Raw genomic sequence first — 19,739 nt, 5'->3', positions numbered from 1 at the left:
TTATCTACCTTTTTAATTAGTAGATTGGATGGATTAGAGGTAGGCCTTTTTGCTTTTGAAACATTCCTATTTTTTAACTTTTGATTAATTTTATTACAAAAAAATTAAAAAAATGAAACTTTTTTGTAACAAATACGTTATTATTAATGTGACAAAAGAATCAGTAGGAGGGTGATCTGAATGAAAAATAGTTGGAAACGCACATTAGCATTGGGGATATCAGCGGTTATGGTATTTCCAGCAGGGGCGGTGGCTTCAAGTTCAAATACTTCGATACATGCTGAGGATGTGAAACGATTTCAGCAAGCGGCGAAATCATCATCCATCACAGCAACTGAAGCTGAGAAGAAGCTAGAAATGTACAAAGCGAATAAAGAAATGGATGAATTCCTGAATGCAAATACATTTGTGATTAAGTACAAAAAGCCTATTGCAAAGCAGGTACATAATAAAGCGGGAGTAAAGCTGGTGCGTTCGTTACCACAGCTTGGCTACGATATCGTTTACATACCGAAGTCGAAAAAACTAAATGATGTCTTAAAGGTATATCAAAATGAGAAAACAGTCGAATCCATTAGCCCAAGTGTGAAATATAAGCAATTCGCTCCAACACTTGGCGATCCGAAAAAGTCAAAAATGTATCATTTGCCAATGTTAAATATCGATCAAGCAATCAAGCAATCTGGGAAACATAAAGTAACGGTGGCAGTTGTTGACGGTGGCGTCGATTATAAGCATCCGGACTTACAAGGTCAGCTGCTGCCGCCTTATAATGCGGTAGATCCAGCAAAAACACCGGTGCGTGATTTGCACGGAACGCATGTCGCTGGAATCATTGCCTCCAAAGCAAATAACGGACTTGGCGGTTATGGAGTTAATCCGAACGCCAAAATTTTACCTGTCGATGTGTTTAACGGAAAACAGGGTGCCACTGATTATGCGATCGCTGAAGGAATTCTTTATGCGGTGTCTAAAAAAGTCGATGTCATTAATTTAAGCCTTGGTGGCCCAGTAACATCTCCACTTGTGGCAGATGCCATTCAACAAGCGATTGACGCAGGCGTGGTTGTCGTCGCGGCCGCTGGAAATGAAGCGACAGATGTGTATTCTTATCCTGCTGCTTATCCAGGCGTGATTAGCGTTGGGAACGTCGATCGCAATAAAATGCTTTCTGATAGCTCCAATTTCGGTCCATCGGTTGATGTTGTTGCACCAGGTGAAGATATTTATAGTACAGGCTATGAACTGGGAAAGGGTTCAAGCTATGCGACGTTAACAGGGACATCGATGGCTTCCCCGATGGTTGCTGGTGTCGCTTCTCTATTAAAATCAAAAGATCCTAATCTAACGTCCTATGATGTGGAAAATATGTTGGAAAAAACAGCAACAGATCTTGGGGCAAAAGGATATGACACAAAGTATGCCAATGGGCTTATTAACCCGGTTGCCGCTTTGAAACTAGATCCGAAGAAGCTGCCGGCACAACCTGACTATTCAGAAGCATCTGTCTTAAAAGCAGCGAAGCCTTTAAAGGCTGGCCAAAATACTTTCACAGGTAACATTAAATCGCCGGGTGAAATGCATTGGTACAAGGTTGATTTAAATGAAAATGAACATGTGCAAACCGTGTTAGAAGGCAATTATTCTTATGATTATGGTATGGAGTTCTATTTTATCCCTCAAGGTGCACAAGCGGATGAAGGCATGTTCGTGGAACATAATAAAAGCCGTGCAGGTGAAAAAGAAGCCTATTTATATACTGCAGCAGAAAAAGGAACGCTTATCATTGGCGTGAAGGATGTCAATGGGAACTATCATGCGAGCGGGCAATCGAAGTACACATTGAATGCTGAAAAAATTACGAAGTTACAGGCAGATCCGGATACGCTAGAAAATCCAGTGAAAATTACTTCTTTACCTTATATAAAAAGTGATTTGACATTATTCCCAGCAGAACAAGGAGCACCTGATCATGATTACTTCACTTTTGCTGTTGAGGAACCAAAAGTTCTTTCGATTTCAGTATCAGACATACCAGGTGTGAACGCTGCGTTAAGTGTATCCATGGTCGCTGATGAGGAAAGTGAAGAAGTGGTGATGGCCAATGACAACGGGCCGAGCCAAGGTGAGGTGCTGTCGTTTAAAGCGGTACCAGGGGTCAACTACAAAATCAATGTCACAAACGAAGCAATGATGGGCCAAGATATGGGATCGATTTTAGCTTTGATTGGAATGGGCGGCGGAAGCATCGATCTTGGGCCTGCTGATTCCTCAGCCTTTCCATACCAATTCAAGGTAGAGGAAAGACAGCTTCCTGCAGATGAAGACGGATGGCCAATGTCAGAGGATCTAGAAAATAAATTAGCAAATGGCGATATTGATCCGCAAACGTATGTTGAAAAGAAAGCGGAAGATCAAGCCGATTTTGCAGAAGAAACGACTGAAGAAGAATATAGTGCAGATAAGGAAATTTTAGCGAAAGCAATACCTTATACACTTGGGAAAGATCAGCGCGGGTATTTCCAAGTGGAGGGCGATGAAGATCATTATAAATTCATCCCTACAGCGAGTGGTGTGTATGAATTTGATATTGTCAAAGGTGCTAGTCAGATGCCAGTGGCAACGATTTTACAATATGATGAAGAAATGGATGCCCTACTCCCGATTACTGGAGCAGAAGATGACATCTTTAGTATGATTCAAGCGTTAATGGGCGGTCAACAGACAAATAAGATCACTGTGGCGTTGAAAGCAGGCGAGGAATACGTCCTTCGCATGGGGAATTCGATGTACAATATTTCTGGTGACCCGTATACCATTCGTACAAAGAAAGTAGCGGATGTACCGAAAGAGTCAGATACAGATCAAAATAGTGCGGAACAAGCAGTAAATATTAAAGAAGGTGCGACTTATCAAAACTACTTTGTTTACGCAGGAGATACAGATCATTATTATTTTAAAAATGATGGAGTGGAGAAAATTCATCGCTTAAGTATCAAGCCTTCTAATGCTACAGCTGCACAAAAAGGGAAGATTCCTTCCGATTTGCGCTCACCAATGATTTTCGGTGGTGCTTTAATAGAAGATACGAACGGCAATAAAATGATTGATGAAGAGGAAGCATTAAAAGCTATTCCATTTGGTCCGAGCATGTTTGAAATGAGTTTTGAGCCGACAGTAGATCTTTCGTTTAAAGCGAAGAAACATGCAGGCTACTTTTTACAAGTGCAACCGGCCTTATCTACAAAGCCTAATTTATTGCCTTATGAAGTGAAACTGTCTGAAATGAAAAGCAACACAAAAGATGGTGATGGCAAAGTCGTCAACCATGTACCGCAAAAGCCACTTAGCTTGAAAAAAGCAAAGGATCATTTATATACAAATGGGTATATGAATGCGGAAGTTCCATTTGGTGATGTCGATCACTTTGCTTTAAACGTAGCAAAAGACAAGCGCTATGCGATCACGCTGCAAATGGAGAGCGGACTCGATGGAAAAGTAGAGATTTATAATGAGAAAGGCGGCCTTGTTGCTAGCTTCGATCACTACGGAAGCGGTGATGAAGAAATTGCTTTCGTCAACTTGAAAAAAGGCAAATACTTTATCGAAGTAAGCGAAACACAAGGAAGAGCTTCAGCACAACCGTATAAATTAACAGTGAAATAATGCTATTAAAAAACAGGTTCCGGAATCATTTCGGAACCTGTTTTTATACATATTTGCTTTTAAGATAAAATACCCATTAGGATAAATTGGATTCGTTCTTTTGTTGATAATTGTTTCAATGGTTTCTTTTTCAGCAGGTCTTTTTGGACTGGTGTGGTGAATTTGGCTTTTGTTGTGTTTAGTTTGCTTGGGTCTGTTATGACGACTTCGCCTTCTTTTAGGCCGCTTTTTACTTCTTGGACACCGTTCACGAGTAGCCCTTTTTCAATGTTTCTCTTTTCAATAAGTCCTTTTTTGTTGAGGACATAGACATAAGATTTTTTCTTTGTTTTGACGACGCTTGATTGTGGTACAGTGACCGCTTGGAGTGCTTCGTTTGTAATGATGGTAACGTTTGATTTCATTCCTGGAAGCAATTCAGCGGCTTGGGCATCTTCTGTTGGGTTAAGCTGTGCCTCAAATGGATACAGGCTTTTTCGGTTCACTGACGGTTCTTCTTCTGGATATTTTTGTAAGTTTGAGATTGACCCTTCTAACGTTAATGATAATGGGGCAACAGTCGTTTTTACTTTCAATCCTTCAGATACCTTTCTCATTTGCTGTTCATTTAGTACTCCTTGGACAGCTGGGTTTGGTGAATGAATCGTGATCAGTGGATTATTTAAGTGTTCGTCGATGTTTTTGACAACCCCCTGAACTTCACTTTTAGCGACGAGGTTGCTTTTATTCGATTCAAGTTGAGCAATGAGCTTCTCGTACTTGCGAACTTCCTCTTCAAGATTTTTCTTCTCTGTTTCTTGGTCAATAATTTCCTTTTCCATCATGGTGATGGCGCTTAAGCCATTGTCTTCTTCTTTATCTTTATCCTTGTCGTTCGTTTGTCTTGTTTCTCTTTCTAAATCATTTAAAATTCCTTCAAATTGCGAGATTTGTTGTTCAACGAACGTAATTTTTTGTTGTGCTTCGGCTTTTTCAGCTTCAAGCTTTGTTAATTGGCGTTCAAGGTCGACGGAGGAGTATTCAAACAGTGGATCGCCTGCATTAATGACTTGCCCTTCTTCGACTAAGAATTTTTGAAAGCTTCCTTGATCTTCATTGAAATACACTGGCGTCACTTCAGCGGGAGTGATCACACCTGACGTTTGAAAGGATTCAGTGACGTCTTTCACCACTGAGGGATTCCATTCAGTGACCCACTGCGTGCGTTCGGCTTTACTATCTTCTTTAAATGTTAAATATAAGTTGCCGGCAATGAATAGAGTGCTGGCTGTAATCAAAGCGTTTCGTTTGAGTCGTTTCATGTTCATGCTTCCACACCTCCTTGCGTTTTAAAATAGTCGCTCGACATGAATAGACGTAAATAGTGTCGCAAATACCCAAAAGACTAATGTAATGATCATAATCAATAAAAAAACATAGCGCGGACTTTTAGCGGATGCTCCTTTTAAAAATTGGTATTGAAGGACAAACGCCCATAATTGAAATAAAGAAATAAAGCTGAAGAAATTAATAACTAGTTGATTATCCGTGACATATTGAGCAAGTACACCTAAAGTGAACGGTGACGACGCTCTTGGAATCGCCAAAAATAGCTGTAATCCAATTAAAAGGCAAAATTCTATTAAATAAATCAAGTATACAAATGTTTGTAAAGCAATTAATTTACGAAAATCAACTTCTAAGAATGTCCAAAATAATAGGGTAGGAATAAAAATGATCACTAGTGGATAGATCAGTCCCCATACGGCTGCTCCAATAGCGAAAAGCATTTTTTCCCACTCGAAAATGGTTGGATTCGTTTTTGTTATATATGTAGAGATAGGCTCTGCTTGGACACCTAAATAGCCACTTACAAACGAAATCAACACGCTGAAGAACACTAATAAAGAAAATCGGCTCCATAATCCACGGATCGTTTCTGCTTGTTCGAGGCGATAGAAGCTATCTGTTGGTCGCAACAGCCCTTTGACTAGCTGCAATTGATAAATCATCACGAAAATCCCCCAATAATATAGAATGAAATGACATCTTTCCTCATTATATGTAATCATTTGACCCTAGTCCATTATAATCTAATGACCGCTCATAATAAAGATGCATACAAAACGTCTTTCACAATAGAGGGGATATGACAAGAGGATGACAATTATTTTGGCGAAATTTGCAAGGTAGCATGATAAAAATCAATAGATTCAACAGTTTACTAGAAAAATGAGGTCAGAAAATTCAGTCAACTGAAATATTAGTGTAATGAAAGAAACATCTTTGTGTAATCTGCTCGTTATAAATACATGGTAGAATATGGACTGTATTGAAAATCAAGGAGGTTTTTTATTCGTGAAGAAAGCGATCATGTCGTTTATTTTTGCCGCACTAGTTTTTAGTGCTTCGCCTGCTGAAGCAGCAACTACGACTCATACAGTAAAACATGGAGATACATTGTGGAGCATTTCCCAAAAATATAAAACAACCGTTGAGCAAATCAAGAAATGGAATAACTTAGAATCTAACGTACTTTATTCAGGTACTAAATTAATAGTTTCTAATACTTCTTCCGCGTCTGCTCCGGCTAAGCCCGCTAACAAAAAAGTAGCAAAGGAATTGACTGTTCGAGCGACCGCTTATACGGCTTACTGTAATGGTTGCTCTGGCATTACAGCTACGGGGATTAACTTAAGAAAAAATCCTAATGCGAAAGTGATTGCAGTTGATCCTAAAGTAATCCCACTTGGATCAAAGGTGTATGTGGAAGGATATGGAGAGGCTATTGCTGGTGATAAAGGCGGCGCTATTAAAGGAAACAAAATTGACGTTCACATGCCGACAAAAAAGAAAGCCTACGATTGGGGCGTTCGTACAGTGAAAGTTAAAGTTTTAAAATAATAACTTCGTAGTTTAACAGAAATCCACTTTGTTGTTGGGTTTCTTTTTTTACCATTAATGACATCGAAAGGGGTGAAATACTCTGAACTATTTCGTCAAAGTTACAAAAAAGCAAGAATGTCTTCTTTGTAATCCTTTCGTTATAAACGCACACAAAAGAGTAATGACTTCTTAAAAACATTACATGGCATCCCCGTGATACAATGAGTCATGTTAGCGAAAGGCCAGATGCCAAATGCCAATTCGCATTTATATAAATAGATTGTTTCTTTTAGCCAATGGACCGAATAAAAAAATTCTCACAGACGGCATGAATGGAAAGTAGCCGCTGTCAGAACAATTTGGAGGTTTTTCTATTATGAAAAAACAAATACTTGCACTTGCAGCTACTACAGTGATTGGTGGAGGCCTTTTCAGTACAGCAGCATCGGCACAAACATATACAGTACAACAAGGAGATACACTTTGGGGGATTTCACAAAATAATGGTACAACAGTTGAACAACTAAAAAGCTGGAATAACCTTTCTTCCGACTTGATCTTTCCAAATCAAGCATTAGAAGTAAACGGTGGTTCATCTGCAGCACCTGCTTCATCAAGCAATAGCAACGGTACATATACCGTTCAACCTGGAGATACTTTAGGAAAGATTGCAGCTAATCATGGTCTTTCTGTTAGTTCATTAAAAGCATTAAACGGCTTATCTTCTCATTTGATTTATCCGGGAGATCAATTAGTTGTTTCTGGTAATGCTACAGTTGAACAAGCATCAAAACCAGCTGAGCAAGCATCAACACAGTCAGCACCGACTCAACAAGCACCAGCTGAACAAAAACAAGCTGAAGCCTCTTCATCTAATGTACAAGGAAAAAAAATGACGGTGACAGCAACAGCTTACTCCGCAGATTGTGAGGGCTGTTCAGGAGTTACAGCAACAGGTATTGACATTGGTTCGAATCGTAACGCAAAAGTGATCGCTGTTGATCCAAACGTTATTCCACTAGGTTCTAAAGTATACGTTGAAGGCTACGGAACAGCCATTGCAGGAGATACTGGTGGGGCGATTAAAGGAAATAAAATCGATCTTCATATGCCATCAGAAGAAGAAGCTTACCAATGGGGCGTTCGTACAGTCGATATTACAATTTTAGACTAATAAAAAAAGCATGAGGTATAGTAAAGTGTACCCTTTGTAAAGGACATTTTAAAAAAGCCTAGGCAGTTTTTAGAAGATGATCTCTGTATTGAACAGGGGTCATCTTTTTTAGATTCCATTGATACCTATAGTTATTGTAATAAATCATATATTGCTTAATTTCACGTTTTAATTCCTCTAGTGTTATACATGGTTTAATATAGGCCTCGTCCTTAAAATGCCCAAAGAAGGATTCTTGCGGAGCATTATCCCAACAGTTACCTCGCCTGGACATGGATTGACGTAATCCAAGTTTCTTCACTAACTTTTGAAAATCAGGGTGTGTATAGTGGGTACCTTGATCAGAGTGTATCAAGGCATCTTCTGTCTTTCTAAAGTTTCGATTCTTCTTTAACTTCAGAAGGGTACCTGTAGCTAAATCCATGGTTAATCGGTCTGACACGTGATAGGCCAAGAGTTCATTGGTTGAGCTATCTTTAATTGTCGACAAATAGGCTTTCTGACCCTTTCCGTAATATAAATATGTGATATCGGTTAGGAGTACCTTTCCAGGGACACCTTGCTTAAATTGCCGGTTCAATAGATTTGGTACAACTCGGTGTTCTTGTGTGGCTTTCATCATTCGTCTATAAGGATTTGCCTTTCTGATAGGGCATATAATCCCATACTTCTTCATGATTCGCCGTATGCGCTTTAAATTGTAGACAACACCAAATTGACCCGCCAAAGTCATTTTGATTTGACGTGCCCCTTTTTTCCGTCTTTTAAAATGGAAGGCCTTTAAGACAATCCCCTTTACTACCTCATCTTTTTCATCTTTTAGCTTCCTTTGTTCTTGCGACGCTTTTGAGAAATAATTATAATAACCACTTCTTGAGACGCCAGCTGCTTTACATAGGTAGCTCACTATATTTTTTAATTGATATTTTTCGATAACTGATCGAATAAGGATATACTTTCGGCTAGGAGGAAGTGCTATTTCTTCATCCCCCTTTCTGCAAATCGAATCTTTTTTAAAAGTTCATTTTCCGCCTTTAACAAGTTAATTTGTGCTTCTAAGCGAGCATTTTTCTCCTCTAGGGATAATTCTCTTTCTCTAGGACGCCCTGAGTTACCAGTTCTAGTATCACGTAAACCACTTATCCCTCCCTCATTGTAAGCATCATTCCACCTTCTACTAGCTGACTTAATCCGGTGTTTCCCCAAAACATCTATGTCAAAACCATGTTGTTCAAATATATCTCTGGCAAACTTGCCTTTCTTTTTTTCTGCGATAAAAATATGTTTAAATTCATCTGTATAGGTAATTCCTTTTAAACTTACAGATTTAACGTAAGGATTAATTGATAGCAACTTGATCTCTTTTTCTGTAAAAACCTTTTTACTCATAATTTCTCCGTCTCCATGTCAATTTCTCTGGTTGTGTTTTTTATTATACAAAAAAGTACCCTATAGGTAGACTTTTTTAGTGTCTACTCTATAGGGTACACTTTATAGTACCTCGTGCTTTTTTTATTTTATCGCTAGTAAAACGGTATTTGTTAAAGCATCAACGCCAATTTTTAAGGTGCGTTTGTCAAATGTCATATGTGGATGATGTAAGCCAGGTGTGAGGTCGGCTCCAATTCCCATCATCGATGCTTTTAAGCTTGGTCGCTTAATCGTATAGAAATGAAAGTCATCGCTTCCAGGTGTGATGAGCGGTTCCGCCAGCATGTCCGTGCCGCCGGTTTGGATAATCCCTTGACGAAGCCATTCTTCTGCTTCAGGAGACACTTCCGCACCAGGTGTGAAGTCGAGCCAATCATAGTTAATTTTCACATCATAGAGCTGACAAATGTGTTCAATTTTCTGTTCAATTTTTTTCTGCATATCTTTCAAGACAGCATTCTTTTGTGCGCGCAGATCCATTCCGAATTTAGCGGAGCCAGGAATGATGTTAAAGTTATGGCCACCCGCTTCTACATACGTCATTTTGACAGAATAGGCCTCGAATGGCGAATATTGAATTAATTTTATTTGCTCATTGAGAGTAGAAATAATATCAATGGCATTCGTGTTCTGATGTGGACGCGCTCCATGGGCATCTGGACCTTCGATTTTTCCTTGTAAAAAGGTCACCGCTCCGTGATGAATCGATGGTGAAATTTTCCCAAATGGAAGCTCCTCGATCGGTCGCAAATGAATGCCGAATAAGTAATCGACATCATCGACGACCCCTTTTTCCACCATTTTGAGCGCTCCGCCGCCTGTTTCTTCCGCTGGTTGAAAAATAAAGCGGACGCAGCCTTTGGTGATTTGTTCTTTTAATTGTAAAATTGTGCCGATCACGATCGTCATATGGGCATCATGGCCACAAGAATGATTCGCTTGGTACGTTCCATTGACTTCTTGCCAAAGAGCATCTATATCCGCGCGAACAGCAATCACCGGTTTGCCGGAGCCGATTTCAGCAATGAGCCCTGTGCAATCATCAAATGTAAAAACAGAAACCCCTTCAGAGCGCAGCAAATCGGCGATGCAGGCTGTTGTGTTCGTTTCTTTCCAACTAATTTCTGGATGAGTGTGCAAATGATTAAAAATATCGAGCAGGCGACCTTCGAGACTGGTGTCGGTTTTACTCAAGTGGCATCCTCCTTATTGAACGTCAAATTTCATGACCGTTAATTCTTGTAATACCTCTTCATCAATTGTCAGTCCAAGACCTGGCTTTTCATTCAAGTGAACAAATGGCACATCATAATGTAGATCACCAATATCTTTGCTGAATAAAATCGGTCCAGTCAATTCTGTGCTTGTAATATTTTTTCTTGCTATCGCTGTATGGTAGCCGGCAGCTGAGCCGATAGAAGATTCGACCATCGATCCAATCTGGCAGTCAATGCCTGCATATTCAGCTGCTTTCGCGATATGAATAGAAGGGAAGATCCCGCCTGATTTCATCAGCTTAATGTTAATTTTATCTACAGCTTCTTTTTTGATCATTTCAACGAGCTGCTCGCCTGTTTGTAGCGATTCATCGGCCATTAATGGAATCGTTGATTGACGCTTTAACTGAGCAAGCCCGTCGATGTCACCGATTCGGATCGGTTGTTCAAGCCAAGAAAGCTGCAATGGTTCAAGCTGCTTCATCGCTTGAATCGCTGTTGAGTATCCGTGCCATCCTTGGTTGGCATCCACGCGAATAGGAACGTCTTTTCCAACGGCTTCTCGCACAGCTGCGATTCGCAACACATCCATCTGATTATCGATCCCTACTTTTAGCTTCAGCGATTTAAACCCAGCTGCGATGGCTTCGCGTGCTTTTTCAGCCATCACTTCAGGCTCTTCAATACTTAATACTTTTGGATACGTTAGTTCTGTATGAGCACGTCCACCGATTAAATCATATACCGGTAGGCCCGTTGCTTTCCCCATTAAATCATAACAAGCGATATCAATCGCTGCTTTAGCTGCTGGATTCGCAATAATTCGTTTGTTCATTATATGATGAATATGTTCAATTTGAAATGGGTTTTTCCCCATGACAATTGGTAAAAGTACCTGCTTCAAAATTTCGATTGCACCGAAGAAGCTTTCTCCTGTTACATGTTCATCCGGCACAGCTTCCCCCCAACCGATGAGGCCATTATCAGCTTCCAATTTCACAATGATAGAAGGCATGTGATGGAAAGTAGCATACGAAATAATAAATGGTGATTTTAGTGGCAAATGAATGCCATAAACTTCAGCTTTTACAATTTTCATTACGTCTGTCATCTCCTTTGGCGTATGTATCCTCTTAAGTATAAGGGAAAAAAAAGGTTTTGGAAGCATTTTCAACTATTTTATAGGTGTAGATTCGAATCTTTTCCTCATATATAGGCTGAGAAATACAGCAGGTAAGACAACAATGGCCATTCCTAAGAAAGCAAGCCCTGGTGTTTCTTTATATAAGTATCCGCCAGCAAAGGTTAGTAATGCGGTGCTAAGGCCCATTCCTAGCGAGGCATAAATCCCTTGAGCAGCAGGAATTTCACGACTTGAAAATTCTTGATAAAGCAAGCGAATAAAAGCAAAGTGGGCCAACCCAAAGGTTAAGGAATGAAGTAACTGGCTGAATATATAAACCCACACGTTAGGGAAAAGGAATAGCAATGTCCAGCGAACAATCGACGCCATCGCCGCTACAAGAAACATAGAAGACACATGGACATTTTTCATTAAGCGGTCAGCCATCGCAAAGAAAATAATCTCTGCAATTACCGCAATATTTAATATGATGCCGCTCCATGTATTGTTTACACCTAAATGCTGCAAATATAGAAACCCATAATTATAGTAAGAGGCATGCGCTCCTTGAATTAACACACAAATAATCATAGCGATCACAAAGCGCTTCGATTGAAACAGTGAACGAAACGGAACCTTCGTTGTCTCGGATTTTTCTTGTAAGGAAGCAGGTGTTCGGTAAAACGTCGCGGCGACTACAAGCAGGCAGCCGACGAACATCACGTAAATGATTGCTTCTTCTCCAAAATAGGCGGTGACAGCTCCAATCACTAATAATCCAATGGTGTAACCGATTGAACCGAATGAGCGGCTTTTTCCGTAATGAATGCGCTCGCTTTGCATCATGATCGCCCCGATACTCTCCGTCAATGGCAGCATCAGCGGATACACAAGGCTGAACAATGTCATGGCTAAGATCATGGCATAAAACGAATCAAACGGGATAAATAAATAAAGCAAAACCACACTTAAGAGGGCAAATGCCTTCATTAATAGTCCAATGGGGAATTTGCTGCTTAAAGTAGGGAAGATGAAAAAGGTTGAAAATGAACGAACAAGCAAGCCAACGGCAATGACTGTGCTAGCTGACTCTACCGTCAATCCTTTACTAGAAATTAACCAAGCCGTCCAGTATGGCATAAAAATTCCCCAAGTAAAGAAAAAGGCGAAAAAGTTTAATGATAACCAATTTTGTGCTTTATACACGTCTAATAAAACCTCACAATTTAAATTTTTAACTGTTTCATTATATAGGAAGAGATTAGTGCTGTCATGGTCATTTGTCCTCTGCCATTTATTTCATTCCTAGCAAACTTTTTTTACGTCTAGCCGTTATGAGACGCGTATCAAAAGAAGGAGCTTCAGAAGTGTTATGACAAAGAAAAGAAAATATCAACTCGTCGAAGATTATATTGTTGCGTAGGTGAAAGGAGGGTGACTGATTGTTGCTGATTCGCGACTGATTCTAGTTGAATGCCGCCCAATGACTCGCTGTTTGTGCCCGAAAAGTGGCAAAAGCCGACCGGTGTTAGGGAGGTCGCCTGATTTGTCGGCTACTCCAGCTGAAAAATGCCGGTTGGCGACTAATTATTGGCTATTCGCGCCTGATTTTTAATGATCCTTGCCTGAATGAAAGTGATCAAACTACCTCCTTTTCGTCATCATTCCATTGTAAAACTCGTTGGGCGGATCTTGTCATCAAGGGAGAAGGTCGTCTTGATGAGCAAAGCATGTATGGAAAAGTGCCAATCGGTATTTACGCTATAAAGCTTACGGAATCAATTAAAAAAGAGCAGGAGAAGGTACGCATCTCTTCCTGCTCTTTTTTCATAACGCCAGACTCTTGTATTGCAATTTTGCAATTAAACTTTCAAATTTGCAATTTTTAAAAAGGTTATTGCAGTTTTGAATCGAAGTAGTTTCATATAGAGCAACAAGACGGGATTCCTATCTAAATAGTGAATGAATAGCATTTATTTTCTGAATTTTTATATTTTTCATTCGGTTTTTTGGTTTTGGCATGATATTTGCTTTTATTAAGACAAATGTAAACGTATTCACTGCGTTAATAGGATATTCCCTCGTTGTGAAAGTGTAGATCGGAGGGATGGCCAAGATGAGATGGAAATGGAAAGAGGTGTTAAAGCCTCTTCCTCTAAGGATTGAAAAGGAAACAAAGGTGCAAGAAGCGATTCGCTTATTTAACGAAGAACATGGTGACATTGCATTTGTTTTTCATGGAGGCAAGGAGCTCGTTGGGTATGTCACACCCTCAACATTATTTCGGCAGCTTGAACACGCTTCTTCTTTCGATGAGCCGATCCAGTTTGAAAAAGATGTATTGTTCGTTCGCGAAACGAGCTGGGTTGAATTTTGGCATAATTGTCATTTGGTTGTTGGAGTGAATGCACAAGACGAAATCGTTGGTTATGTGACGGTCGATGAAGCGAAACGAACAGTGAGTCAACTGCAGCTAGCGCTTTTAAACCATAGTATGGATAGTGCAGAAATAGGGATTGTTACGACGAATGAAAAATTTGAAGTCAATTTCATGAATGAAACGGCGGAGCAAATTTTAGGGCTGTCTCGTTCCATTCTCGTCAGCCGTAATTATAAAACGATGGTTGCGACGGAAGAGAATTTAGACGAAATTTTAGCTGGAGAGAGAAAGTTTGGCGTTGAATGTTCCTTTAATTTCAAAAAGATCATGGGACATTTTTCTCCTATTTATCATGAAGGTCGTATTCAAGGGTTGGTGCATGTTTTTTATTTACAACAGCTATTAGAGGAAGCTGTGAGCGAACTGCAATTTGTTCGGGAGCTTAGTGAAGAATTGCAGGCCATTTATGCGGCATCGAATGAGCAAATTATGGTGATTGAGCCATCAGGTGTGATTATGAGTGTGGCGGGGGCTTTTTTACAAAGTTTCTGGAAAGGGCTTTCTAAAGAGAGTTTAATTGGGCAAAACGTCAATGACCTTGCACAGCAAGGACGATTAGAACCAAATATTGTCGACTTCTGTGTTGAGGAAAAACAGCGAGTCAGCTTAGCCCAGCATAATCGTTACAACAGCAAGATTCTATCGACGGCTACGCCTGTGTATAAAAAAGGAGCACTCCAGAAAATTATTGTTCTTTCTCAAGATGTGACAGCGGATGAACCCGTTGAACGTAGGTTCTTAGGAGAAGATCATCCACCAGTCGTGCATAAAAAAATGGTGTATCGTTCAATGGTGATGACGCAGTTAGTCGAAGAAATGAAGCAAGTAGCAGCAGTCGATTCAACCGTGATTATTACAGGAGAATCTGGCGTTGGAAAAGAAGTGATCGCCAGCCATATTCATGCGTATAGTGATCGGTCGACGCAGCCATTTGTCACCATCAATTGTGGAGCCATTCCTGAAAATCTATTAGAAAGTGAATTATTTGGGCATGAAAAGGGATCATTTACAAGCGCTAATGATCAAAAGAAAGGATTGTTTGAAGCTGCTCACGGAGGCACGATTTTTCTTGATGAGATTTCTGAAATTCCCCTTCATATGCAGGTGAAATTATTGCGTGTACTTCAAGAGCGTGAAGTGGTGAGGATTGGGGGACTCACGCCAATTCCTGTTAACGTTCGCGTACTGGCTGCGACAAACCGAAATTTAAAAAAGATGGTGCAAGAACAAACCTTCCGGGAAGATCTTTTTTACCGGTTGCATGTCGTCCCATTAGCGATTCCGCCATTGCGAAAGCGGAAAGACGATATCGCTCCATTATCGCTTTATTTCTTAAAAGAGTTCAATGCTACTTATCAAAAAGAAAAGAAGCTTTCTAGAGAAGGGCTTCATTTATTAGAGAGCTATCAATGGCCAGGAAATATACGAGAGCTACAAAATGTCATGGAACGATTAGTGGTCACTTCCAAAAAAGAAGAGATTTCTGGAAATGATGTCTTTCGAGCCATTTGGGATACCGATGGAGAAGAGGCTGGTCATATTACGGTGAAAGGCATTATACCATTAAAGGAAGCAGTGGAGGAGATGGAGCATCAGCTCATTCAGCTAGCTGTTGGAAAATATGGTACCGCTGCCAAAGCAGCTAGTGTGCTTGGAGTCAGTGCCTCGACCATTAGCCGCCGAATGAAAAAGACATCAATGTAAAGGAGTGATGGAGATGCTAATCTTCCCTGAAACACGATTTGACTTTTGTGGTGATGAATATATTTACGCAGAGATTTCAAAGGAAATGAGAATTGAAAGTAATTTTAAAGCCATTTCGATTACGAATGAGCTGAGAAAGCGGCAAATTCCAGGCATTGTCGAAATTTATCCAGCCAATGCCTCCTATTTAATTCGCTACAATCCAAACGAGGTGTCTCCTCATGATTTGCTTGCCTATTTGCAAGAGGTCGATCGAGAAAAAAGTAAGCGCTCTGAGTTGAACTTCGACAGTCGCTTAATCGAGATCCCTGTTTGGTACGATGATAGCGTCACGAAGGAAGCGATCGAAAAGGATCAACATCGCCATCAAGAACCGGGGCAATCAAACTTTGATTTTGTGATGAAAATAAATGGGTTCACCGATAAGGAGAGCTTTATTGAAGCACATTCAGTCAACCCTTATTTCGTTACTTCGCTTGGCTTCAAACCAGGTACTGCTTGGACGTTTCCGCTAGGGATTGAAAATGAACAAGTCATTCAAGCACCCAAATATATGAGTCCGAGAGCAAAAACACCGAGGGAAGCAGTAGGTATCGGTGGGGCGTTCACAGTCGTTTATCCTACACAATCACCGGGAAGCTATCAGTTAATTGGTTTGTCAGCTGTCCCTGTGTATGATCCGACACAAAGCTTGGAGATGTTTAAAGAATCGTTCTTTCTAGCAAGGCCAGGTGATTTATGGAAATATCGGCCGATTAGTGAAGCAGAATACCGCAATATTCGTGAAGAGGTCAACAAGCATACGTATCAATATAAGGTGAAGCACGTGCCATTTTCCGGTGAGGAATATGATGAAAAACGAGCGGCCTATATTTCGCAAATGATGGAGGGGTTTTAAATGGTGTTGCGCATCGTAGAGCCGGGCATTAGAACGACCATCCAAGATATGGGGCGGTTTGGGTATTATCATATGGGCGTACCGCCATCCGGAGCGGCAGATAAATATTCTTATTTACTCGGAAATATCATGCTTGGAAACCCTCGTCATTTTGCGGCACTAGAAATGATGATTAAAGGAGCCATTGTGGAATTTAAGAAAAAAACGGTCGCTATTGTTACTGGGGCATCAGCGGAGGTTCGTTTGAATGAAGAACTGATTCCGGTATGGGAGCCGTTTCTTGTTCAGCCCGGAGATGTTCTTTCTATCGGTGCCATTCATGGAGGGGTTTTTGCTTATCTTTCTGTGTCAGGAGGGCTCGCTACGCCGGAAATGCTAGGAAGTCGATCGGTTTGTCTCGCCAGTGAATTTTCCGGTGTGTTAGGAAGACCCTTGTTAAAAGGAGACCTCCTTCCATTGAACGAGCCGTTGCCAGGAGCGATACGGCAAGTAGGGAAGACATTGCCTGTGGAAGCGCTTCCCTCTTTTTCTAAGGAGCTTGATATTCGTCTTGTGATGGGGCTTACTTGTGACAGAGTTAGTGACGAAGGACTGGTCGGTCTTTTAAATCGAGAATGGGTCATTCAGACGGAATCCAATCGGGTCGCTTATCGATTACATGGCGGTCGAGTGAATTATAAAGAAGAAGAGCCGCCATTCGGATCTGGAAATAGCTTTGGCAATATCGTTGATATTCCTTATCCAATTGGAGGAGTCATTGTTCCGAACGAAGAAGAATTAATTATTTTGATGACAGATGGTACAGGCGGTGGAGGCTATGTCACGATTGGAACGGTCATCCGCCCAGACTTAAATGTGCTCGCTCAAGCAAGGCCTCAGTCTAAAGTGCGATTTCATGCAGTGACGATTGACCAAGCCTTTCAAATGCGACGGGAGATTGAGCAGAAAGTAGAGAAAGTGAAAGAGGCGGTTCAGCAAGTCTAGTAGCTGCCACTTATCAATTCTGAATATTCAGCAATAAAAACTTTAAGGAGGTGATTGGGACAAAGGGGGAAGCGGTAATTGCTTAGAAAATAGGATGCAACAATTAAACAATAAATAATGAAATAAAAAATATTGGAGGCGAATTAGGTGAGTAAATATCATGTAGCGGTTGACGTTGGGGGTACGTTTACGGATGTGTTTGTGTTTGATGAGGAAACGGGAGAAATTTATGTAACGAAAACCTCTTCTACACCAGCCAATCCGGAAAAAGGAATGTTAGATGGGATCATTAAAGCACAGTTAACAGGGGATCAAATTGCGATGTTCTCCCACGGAACAACAGTGGGAACAAATGCGTTAATCGAAAGAAAGCTACCAAAAGCGGCTTTAGTGACGACGAAGGGCTTCCGCGATGTACCTGAAATTCGTCGTGGAACAAAGCTAGACTTATGGGATGCGTATAATGATGTCGCTGATCCATATATTAAGCGTCGTGACCGATTTGAGCTAGCGGAGCGTGTTGATTATTCTGGAGAAATGATGCAGGAAATCGACGAACAAGAAGTGCGTACACTAGCGAAAAAATTAAAAAGACGCAGCGTTCAATCGATTGCGATTTGCTTTATGAATGCGTATGTCAATGGAGAAAACGAAAAGCGGGCGAAGGAAATTTTCCAAGAGGAATTACCGGATGTGTACATTTGTACATCGTCAGAAACTTTACCAGAAATTTTCGAGCATGAGCGTATGAGTACAACGATTGTTAACGCGGTGCTTGGACCAACCATTTCAAAATATATTAAAACGTTGGAAAAAGAAATGAAAAATATTGGTTACGATGGTGATATTCTCGTTCTTCACTCAGGTGGAGGGGTGATGACATCTGAAACTGTGCCTCGTTATGCCGCTCGTCTAGCAAGCTCTGGTATTGCGGCTGGTGCAATTGCGAGTAAGCATATTGCCAATATGTGCGGCTTTAAAAATGCGATCGGCTTAGACATGGGAGGAACAAGTACTGACATTTCCTTAATGTATGACAATGATTTGCGTATTACAAAAGATTGGTACATCGAATATGGTTATCCAATTGGATTCCCAAGCATTGAAATTTTAACAATTGGAGCCGGTGGAGGAAGCTTAGCATGGACCGATGAAGGTGGTTCATTAAGAAATGGTCCGCAAAGTGCGGGAGCGGTTCCGGGACCTGCTTGCTATGGTCGTGGTGGAGAGGAGCCGACAAATACGGATGCCAATCTTGTGTTGGGACGCTTGAGCACGAAGCTATTAGATGGGCAAATGACGATTGATCGCGAGGCTTCTTTAAAAGTGATCGAAGAAAAAGTAGCGAGCAAATTTGACTATGATGTATATGAAGCTGCTGATGCGGTTATTAAAGTAGCTAATGCCAATATGTGTGATGCGTTGCGCTTAATTTCTGTTCGTCGTGGCTATGATCCACGTGACTTTGCACTTGTTGCTTTCGGTGGTGCTGGTGCCCTACATGGGGCGCATTTAGCGAAAGAAATGGAAATTCCGAACGTGATTGTGCCAGCTCACCCTGGTGTTGCCGCGGCAATGGGATGTCTATTAGTAGACGTTCGTCATGACGTCACAAAAACATACTTAAGCAATGTAGCAGAGATTTCTAAAGATGATCTTGAGAAAGAATTTATTGGCATGGAAAAAGAAGCGATTGCCTTACTTGAGGAAGAAGGAATCGCGCCAGAGAACATGAACCTGATCCGTTATGTTGATATGCGTTATGTTGGACAGTGGAGAACGCTTTCTGTCTCCGTTGACCGTCCATTAACTTCCCTTGAATACGCGATTGAGCGTTTCCATCAAGAGCATGAGCGTGAGTTTGCTTTTGCTGATAAAGAAACAGGAATCGAAATTTATGGCTTGCGTGTCGAAGCGATCGGAACCGTGAAAAAACCTGAATTCCCGAAAGAAGAACCAACAGGATCTATCGAAGAAGCATTAAAAGAAACACGTGAAGTGTACTTTGAAGAAGCAGGTGGCTTCGTAGAGACAAAAGTATATAATCGTAGCTTAATTCCGGTGCTTTCTGAGTTTAGCGGACCAGCAATTGTTGATCAGCTGGATGCAACAATCGTTGTCCCACCTGAATTCACAGTCAAAGTGGATGAGTACCGTAATATGATCATGACGTATCAAAAGCAAAGCGGAACGGAAACAAAAGCAGTAGCTAAAAAACAGCCAACATTAAACTAATT

13 protein-coding genes and 1 pseudogene are annotated in these 19,739 nt (G+C 40.9%); 8 read left to right on the top strand and 6 right to left on the bottom strand.

Annotation, left to right across the window (positions count from 1 at the left end):
• The first annotated feature begins 180 nt into the window (after positions 1-180).
• Positions 181-3,666, top strand: coding sequence for a S8 family serine peptidase (locus WDJ61_RS16600; RefSeq protein ID WP_338751724.1), 3,486 nt, complete (start codon positions 181-183; stop codon positions 3,664-3,666).
• Positions 3,667-3,725: 59 nt separating this feature from the next.
• Here WDJ61_RS16600 and WDJ61_RS16595 read toward each other — a convergent pair whose 3' ends face one another.
• Together WDJ61_RS16595 and WDJ61_RS16590 are read right to left on the bottom strand one after the other, a co-directional pair.
• Positions 3,726-4,973: a hypothetical protein gene (locus WDJ61_RS16595; RefSeq protein WP_338751722.1), complete on the bottom strand. Its 1,248-nt coding sequence runs from the start codon at positions 4,971-4,973 to the stop codon at positions 3,726-3,728.
• Between the two features lie 21 nt (positions 4,974-4,994).
• A complete protein-coding gene (locus tag WDJ61_RS16590) occupies positions 4,995-5,660 on the bottom strand; it encodes a hypothetical protein (protein WP_338751720.1) in 666 nt (221 codons plus the stop codon).
• A gap of 343 nt (positions 5,661-6,003) precedes the next feature.
• Here WDJ61_RS16590 and WDJ61_RS16585 point away from each other — a divergent pair, with 343 nt between their 5' ends.
• Positions 6,004-6,549: a 3D domain-containing protein gene (locus tag WDJ61_RS16585; RefSeq protein ID WP_338751717.1), complete on the top strand. Its 546-nt coding sequence runs from the start codon at positions 6,004-6,006 to the stop codon at positions 6,547-6,549.
• Positions 6,550-6,907: 358 nt separating this feature from the next.
• Positions 6,908-7,705, top strand: a complete 798-nt coding sequence (locus tag WDJ61_RS16580) for a LysM peptidoglycan-binding and 3D domain-containing protein (RefSeq protein ID WP_338751715.1) — start codon at positions 6,908-6,910, stop codon at positions 7,703-7,705.
• A 58-nt stretch (positions 7,706-7,763) separates the two neighbouring features.
• Here the strand turns inward: WDJ61_RS16580 and WDJ61_RS16575 are convergent.
• The 4 genes and pseudogenes from WDJ61_RS16575 to WDJ61_RS16560 all read right to left on the bottom strand — a co-directional run bounded on the left by WDJ61_RS16575 (position 7,764) and on the right by WDJ61_RS16560 (position 12,682).
• Positions 7,764-9,094: pseudogene (locus WDJ61_RS16575) on the bottom strand (IS3 family transposase).
• A 123-nt stretch (positions 9,095-9,217) separates the two neighbouring features.
• Entirely contained in the window at positions 9,218-10,330 is a 1,113-nt protein-coding gene (locus WDJ61_RS16570) for a M20 peptidase aminoacylase family protein (protein ID WP_338751710.1), read from the bottom strand.
• 12 nt (positions 10,331-10,342) lie between these two features.
• Positions 10,343-11,452, bottom strand: a complete 1,110-nt coding sequence (locus tag WDJ61_RS16565) for a dipeptide epimerase (protein ID WP_338751708.1) — start codon at positions 11,450-11,452, stop codon at positions 10,343-10,345.
• Positions 11,453-11,527: 75 nt separating this feature from the next.
• The gene (locus WDJ61_RS16560) at positions 11,528-12,682 is read right to left on the bottom strand and encodes a 3-phenylpropionate MFS transporter (RefSeq protein ID WP_338751706.1); all 1,155 of its coding nucleotides are present in this window, start codon (positions 12,680-12,682) and stop codon (positions 11,528-11,530) included.
• 335 nt (positions 12,683-13,017) lie between these two features.
• On the opposite strand from WDJ61_RS16560, the gene WDJ61_RS16555 reads away from it, so the two are divergent.
• The 5 genes from WDJ61_RS16555 (at position 13,018) to WDJ61_RS16535 (ending at position 19,737) form a co-directional block, all read left to right on the top strand.
• A complete protein-coding gene (locus tag WDJ61_RS16555) occupies positions 13,018-13,365 on the top strand; it encodes a glycerate kinase (protein WP_338754825.1) in 348 nt (115 codons plus the stop codon).
• 227 nt (positions 13,366-13,592) lie between these two features.
• Complete coding sequence (locus tag WDJ61_RS16550; RefSeq protein ID WP_338751704.1) at positions 13,593-15,620, top strand: sigma 54-interacting transcriptional regulator; 2,028 nt, start codon at positions 13,593-13,595, stop codon at positions 15,618-15,620.
• A 13-nt stretch (positions 15,621-15,633) separates the two neighbouring features.
• Entirely contained in the window at positions 15,634-16,518 is an 885-nt protein-coding gene (locus WDJ61_RS16545; RefSeq protein WP_338751702.1) for a 5-oxoprolinase subunit B family protein, read from the top strand.
• Positions 16,519-17,502, top strand: coding sequence for a biotin-dependent carboxyltransferase family protein (locus WDJ61_RS16540; protein WP_338751700.1), 984 nt, complete (start codon positions 16,519-16,521; stop codon positions 17,500-17,502).
• 147 nt (positions 17,503-17,649) lie between these two features.
• Complete coding sequence (locus WDJ61_RS16535; protein WP_338751698.1) at positions 17,650-19,737, top strand: hydantoinase/oxoprolinase family protein; 2,088 nt, start codon at positions 17,650-17,652, stop codon at positions 19,735-19,737.
• Positions 19,738-19,739: the final 2 nt, after the last annotated feature.

This window comes from Bacillus sp. FJAT-52991 (genome assembly GCF_037201805.1).
Lineage (GTDB): Bacteria > Bacillota > Bacilli > Bacillales > Domibacillaceae > Bacillus_CE > Bacillus_CE kandeliae.
This window is presented reverse-complemented; position numbering and strand designations above follow the sequence as displayed.

What these genes read in the sequence shown, in the direction of transcription:
- WDJ61_RS16600 (WP_338751724.1), top strand. Translation starts at nt 181, where the DNA reads ATGAAAAATAGTTGGAAACGCACATTAGCATTGGGGATATCAGCGGTT.
- WDJ61_RS16595 (WP_338751722.1), bottom strand. Translation starts at nt 4,973, where the DNA reads ATGAACATGAAACGACTCAAACGAAACGCTTTGATTACAGCCAGCACT.
- WDJ61_RS16580 (WP_338751715.1), top strand. Translation starts at nt 6,908, where the DNA reads ATGAAAAAACAAATACTTGCACTTGCAGCTACTACAGTGATTGGTGGA.
- WDJ61_RS16565 (WP_338751708.1), bottom strand. Translation starts at nt 11,452, where the DNA reads ATGAAAATTGTAAAAGCTGAAGTTTATGGCATTCATTTGCCACTAAAA.
- WDJ61_RS16550 (WP_338751704.1), top strand. Translation starts at nt 13,593, where the DNA reads ATGAGATGGAAATGGAAAGAGGTGTTAAAGCCTCTTCCTCTAAGGATT.
- WDJ61_RS16545 (WP_338751702.1), top strand. Translation starts at nt 15,634, where the DNA reads ATGCTAATCTTCCCTGAAACACGATTTGACTTTTGTGGTGATGAATAT.
- WDJ61_RS16540 (WP_338751700.1), top strand. Translation starts at nt 16,519, where the DNA reads ATGGTGTTGCGCATCGTAGAGCCGGGCATTAGAACGACCATCCAAGAT.